Genomic DNA, 4,703 nt, shown 5'->3' with positions numbered 1-4,703 from the left:
TCCGTTGCCGACCACACTGTTGTCTCTACCCTCAGAGGTCCATCTTCCGAATTAAAAACAATTGTTGTCTTGGATTTGAATTCGTTGCCCAATCGTTGGGCATCCATAAGTTTACCTTTCAACTCTTCTGTACGATCTACTTCCGCTGCTATGATCTTGTGGTTGACTATATCTTCTTTATCTATTAATGTACCTATCATTGCTCTAAATTTTTTTAAACTACATTAAACCCACATGTAATAGTAAATATAGATAATTTAAAAATAAGGATAAAGATTGCAGCGTCACAAAAAGTTTTTTATTTCGTAACAATAAGAGTACATTTAAACAGGTTGCTGTTGCTATTGATAAATAGGTTATGCTTTTCCGGATAAAGCACCTTTAAACGGGATTTGTAATAATCTATCAAAGGAATATTTTCCTGACTTTCCAAATAATGATTGACCCTATTGCTGACTTCCATCTTCAACGTATTTCCTTCTTGGGTGACACGCACTTTCATAGGTAATTTTTGCATGGTGTTATACCCATTATGAAGAGCATTCTGCACTAAAGGATATAAGGTGAAAGGATGTATGAAGAAAGGTTTTTCATCATCCACAGTATATTGCATCTTAGTGAATATAGGTTGGGGAGAGGAGCCTGCAAACAGCTCAACAAAGCGTTGCAGACGGTCAAGCTCTTCTTTGTAGAGGTATCTCAGCTTCCTCTTCAATTTCAAGGACCTCCTGCAAATAAGCATTTGCTTTTTCCAAAGCATGCTGTTTACTCAGATTCAACAGCAAAACCTTGTCGGTCATGGCATTCTCCAAGCTTAACTGCGCCTCGAATAACATCTTCTCCGAGATCGCATTTTCTTTTTTGCCGAAAAAGTTTGACAAATAATTTTTCATATTATTCCAATCCTGAAACACCCCCTGACACCACCAACTTCATCGCATCGGTAGCAGACATATTTAACTTTGAAACGTATTTTGAGTCTACCACAACCAGCTGACCAGCAAAAGAGTAGGAATACGGAAAATAAACAATCACTTCACCTTCTAATCCAATCTTATGTAGGTCTTTTTGGGTTAGAAAGCCGATTTTCTTTAGTCCCATGTCATTTACCTGTACTAATACCGGTTCGTTAAATTTTTTGGCGTCTCCTACGAAGGCTTCCGTAAAATCTTTTATAGATGAATACAAGGTATTAAACAAAGGAATCCTATTAATGGTTCTGCTCAGCCAACTTTGTATGGGAGCCGTAACCAATGTCGTAAAGATAAATCCCACCAGCACAAGAATAAGGATTACGGTAAGGATACCTATGCCCGGAATATATAATGGATGGCCGTGTTCATCTTCCAAGAAATGTTGAGAAATATTCAAAGCATTGTCTAAGGATGCGACAATCCAGATAATCAAGAACACAGCACCAGCCACAGGTACTACCACCAAAATACCTTTGATTAGATAATATAATAATCGTTGAAATATCTTACGTAACATAATGCCAAATATCCTATTCGTAATAATAAACTCTTTTTACGCGTGATGAAATTCCTGTAAGCAACTCATAAGGAATGGTTCCTATGTCATTGGCAGCCTTCGCCAAATCCGGGAAGACTATAACCTCATCTCCTTCTGTTGCATCAATATCGGTAATGTCCAACATACACATATCCATACAGATATTGCCCACCGTACGCACACATGTCCGTTGACCATCATCTCGCCGACTCCATTGCCAAAACGACGGCTATATCCATCCGCATATCCTATCTTCACTGTAGCAATAACACTGTCTTTGCGTAATCTTCCCTTTCTGTCATAGCCCACCGTTTCTGTCATCGGTAATCTTTTGATCTGTGTTATGGTCGTTTTCAATCTACCCACTTCTTGGAGATCAAGAGCTGTGGAGGTCATGTCATACCCGTAAAGTCCAATTCCAAGGCGCACCATATCCATATGTGCTTCCGGATGATGAACTATGCCTGAAGTATTACAAATATGTCGAATAAAAGAATATCCTATATGCTTTTCAATCTTTTTTACCAAACGCTGATACAGACTTATCTGTTGTTGAGTAAAAGCCAGAAGCTGAGGGTCTCCAGCTCCCACAAGATGCGAAAAGGCAGACCTCACCTTTACCCGGCTCTGACGCAACAGTATTTCCAGCATTTCGTCTACCTCATGTTCCATAAATCCCAGCCTATGCATGCCTGTATCCAACTTGATATGTACGGGATAATCCGTCAATCCTTTGGCTTGTAGGTATGCTATAAATGCTTTGAGCACACGTACAGAATATATCTCCGGTTCAAGCTTATACCGCACTATATCTTCAAAAGCGCTTTCATGTGGACTTAAGACCATGATAGGCAGCTGTACTCCCGCTCTGCGCAGTTCTGCCCCCTCGTCCGCAAAAGCCACGGTAAGATAATCTACATTGTTAAACTGTAGCATGTTGGCTATTTCGAACGACCCACTTCCATATGAAAAAGCCTTAACCATCACCATAAGCTTAACATGTGGTGCCAGCTTGCTTCTATATTGCTTCAGATTATGTTCTAAGGCATTCAGGTTGATCTGCAGCACAGTTTCGTGCGACTTTTCGGTCAATAGCTTACTCAGCCTCTCCAATCTGTATTTTCGGGCTCCCTTGATGAGAATTACAGACTCTGAAAAATCATGCTTACCTATATTTTGCAATAGTGTATCTGTATCGGGATAAACGGTCCGCTGCGTATCTGATGACACAAATATGTTGTCAAGACGAGAGCCAATGAAAATTATCTCTTGAAGACTACCCAAAGAGAGCAGCTTTTGCAACTTCTCTTGGAATTTTGGCGTCCATCTTTCCCCCTCAAAATCGCTAAGGATAAGCTTCTTTTTAGAATATTGATTCTGTTGACTCAGAAAATGCAAAGCAATTTCCAAGGATGCCAAGTCATTGGAATAACTGTCGTCAATAATGCTGCTGTTGTTTTTCCCCTTCTTGAGCTGAAGACGCATCTCCAATGGCTTAAGCTCCATCAATCTCCGCTGAATCTCTTCTTTGTCATATCCCATTTCAAGTAAAACCAATGTGCACGTAAGCATATTATCCAAAGAAGCTTTATCCTTAAAAGGCACGCTTAGTACAAAAAAATCATCTTGATATACTTAGGCGGATATCCGATTGACTATTATTTATTTTAATATCGATTATTTGCAGTTTATCTTTATCTCTATACCCCCATGAAGGTGACTTTTCAGGCTCTCGAAAATCCACTAATGCGTTTATTGGAGCAGAAATAACTTTTATGGCATTGCGAAAGAGTTTCCACTTCTCCTCCAGCTTTTGTTCTTTGGAATCAAACCCCTCTCTATGTGCTGTTCCCAAACCGGTAAAGATGCCCCACGAGGGTTGAATTATCCTTTCTAGGCGTGCCATCTCTCCCACCATACTTATCCCCGCTTCTATAATTGCTAGATCCGCTTGGTTAGGTAATCCCCATACCGATAAAGCTACTCCCAGCTGTGAATTATAACTTTTAGGACTCTGATAGATATGATTGTCCTTCCGCAACATCTGCGTAAGCCACTCCTTGACTATGGTCTTGCCGTTACTTCCCGTAATAGCTATGACAGGATACTGAATATGCTTTCTATGAAAAGAAGCAATCTGCTGCAGAGCTTCCAAAGCATCCTCTACCCAGACAAAATTTGCTTCCGCAAAGGAAGAAATATCAAAAGAAAGATCTGTCAGTACAAATGTCTTTACTCCTTTATGATAGGCATCTGCTATATAATGGTGGCCGTCACGTTGGTCCTTGAGAGCAAAGAAAATGCTGTGCTCTCCATCCCTAATCTTGCGGGAATCATAGCTAAGGGTGTCTATGAGGAGCGATGGGATAACTATTTGTTTCCTGACAGGCTGAATACTATCAAGAATTTCGGATAAACTGTACATAATGTGTATTTCAAAACAAATTTCACTATAATTTTTTATAAGTGTATCATTTTTTCTAAGATTTGTAAGGTCATGGATAAGGAGAGAAATAGGAAAGTCTACACTCCCCTGCAGGCACGCTTGAAGCTAGAAAGTTACTGTGCTTATCAAGAACGATGCCAGCAAGAGGTAAGAGATAAGTTATATGAGTTGGGACTGCACCAAGAAGAGGTCGAGAACATCATAGCCTATCTTATTGAAAACAACTTTATCAATGAGGAAAGATTTGCTAAGGCCTTCGTACGAGGGAAATTTCGGATGAACGATTGGGGAAAGATAAAGATCATCCAACATTTGAAAGCCAAACGCATCTCTACCCCCCTAATTAAAATTGCCCTTACCGAAATAGACGAAGAAGAATATATTGCCAAGCTTGACGAACTTATCAGAAAGAAAGTCGACAAAAGCTTGAAGAAGCTTTCATATAACGAAAAAGCCAAGATAGTCCGATATCTTCAAGGTAAGGGGTATGAAAACGACCTGATTTTCCAACGACTTAATTTTGACAGTGACTAGATGCTGTAAAACATGAATACTTTTTATCCCCTAGAGACTTATCTCTCCGAGGAAGATTGAATAAATCCTGCAAAAATATTAAGTCTGATAAATCAAATGGAATGACTGTAAAAGTAAAGTTKAAAAAATGAATGCTAGTTTTATTTTCAAAAAACATTTGGACAAAACTGGTATTTATTAGCTCTAATAATTTGCAATCATCAAACGTAAG

At 39.3% G+C, this 4,703-nt stretch carries 6 protein-coding genes and 1 pseudogene; 1 reads left to right on the top strand and 6 read right to left on the bottom strand.

Going from position 1 to position 4,703, the window contains the following annotated elements:
- The 6 genes and pseudogenes from SD31_RS10265 to SD31_RS19095 form a co-directional block, all read right to left on the bottom strand.
- Nucleotides 1-200, bottom strand: a 200-nt coding sequence (locus SD31_RS10265) for a hypothetical protein (protein ID WP_039054055.1), incomplete at its 3' end; no start/stop codon positions are given.
- Nucleotides 201-298: 98 nt separating this feature from the next.
- Nucleotides 299-715 carry a hypothetical protein gene (locus SD31_RS10260; RefSeq protein WP_156138311.1) on the bottom strand — a complete coding sequence of 139 codons (417 nt, stop codon included), beginning with the start codon at nt 713-715 and terminating at the stop codon, nt 299-301.
- Entirely contained in the window at nt 675-893 is a 219-nt protein-coding gene (locus tag SD31_RS10255) for a hypothetical protein (protein ID WP_039054054.1), read from the bottom strand. Before SD31_RS10255 ends, SD31_RS10260 begins: the two co-directional genes overlap by 41 nt.
- Before the next feature lies 1 nt (nt 894).
- Complete coding sequence (locus SD31_RS10250; protein WP_039054053.1) at nt 895-1,491, bottom strand: DUF502 domain-containing protein; 597 nt, start codon at nt 1,489-1,491, stop codon at nt 895-897.
- A 13-nt stretch (nt 1,492-1,504) separates the two neighbouring features.
- Nucleotides 1,505-2,997: pseudogene (gene alr / locus SD31_RS19100) on the bottom strand (alanine racemase).
- 136 nt (nt 2,998-3,133) lie between these two features.
- The gene (locus tag SD31_RS19095) at nt 3,134-3,937 is read right to left on the bottom strand and encodes a Mur ligase family protein (RefSeq protein WP_231561444.1); all 804 of its coding nucleotides are present in this window, start codon (nt 3,935-3,937) and stop codon (nt 3,134-3,136) included.
- Between the two features lie 72 nt (nt 3,938-4,009).
- Between SD31_RS19095 and SD31_RS10240 the strand changes: the two genes are divergently transcribed.
- On the top strand, nt 4,010-4,492 hold the full coding sequence (locus SD31_RS10240; RefSeq protein WP_039054052.1) for a regulatory protein RecX: 483 nt from the start codon (nt 4,010-4,012) through the stop codon (nt 4,490-4,492).
- Nucleotides 4,493-4,703: the final 211 nt, after the last annotated feature.

Origin of the sequence: Sphingobacterium sp. T2, assembly GCF_000814685.1 — a bacterium.
GTDB classification, from domain to species: Bacteria; Bacteroidota; Bacteroidia; order Sphingobacteriales; family Sphingobacteriaceae; genus Sphingobacterium; species Sphingobacterium thermophilum.
Note: the sequence above shows the minus strand (reverse complement) of the source record. Positions and strands in the feature narration are given on the sequence as shown.

Bases quoted from the DNA above. Each gene is read 5' to 3' on its own strand.
- SD31_RS10255 (WP_039054054.1), bottom strand. From the start codon at position 893: ATGAAAAATTATTTGTCAAACTTTTTCGGCAAAAAAGAAAATGCGATC.
- SD31_RS19095 (WP_231561444.1), bottom strand. From the start codon at position 3,937: ATGTACAGTTTATCCGAAATTCTTGATAGTATTCAGCCTGTCAGGAAA.
- SD31_RS10240 (WP_039054052.1), top strand. From the start codon at position 4,010: ATGGATAAGGAGAGAAATAGGAAAGTCTACACTCCCCTGCAGGCACGC.
- SD31_RS10250 (WP_039054053.1), bottom strand. From the start codon at position 1,491: ATGTTACGTAAGATATTTCAACGATTATTATATTATCTAATCAAAGGT.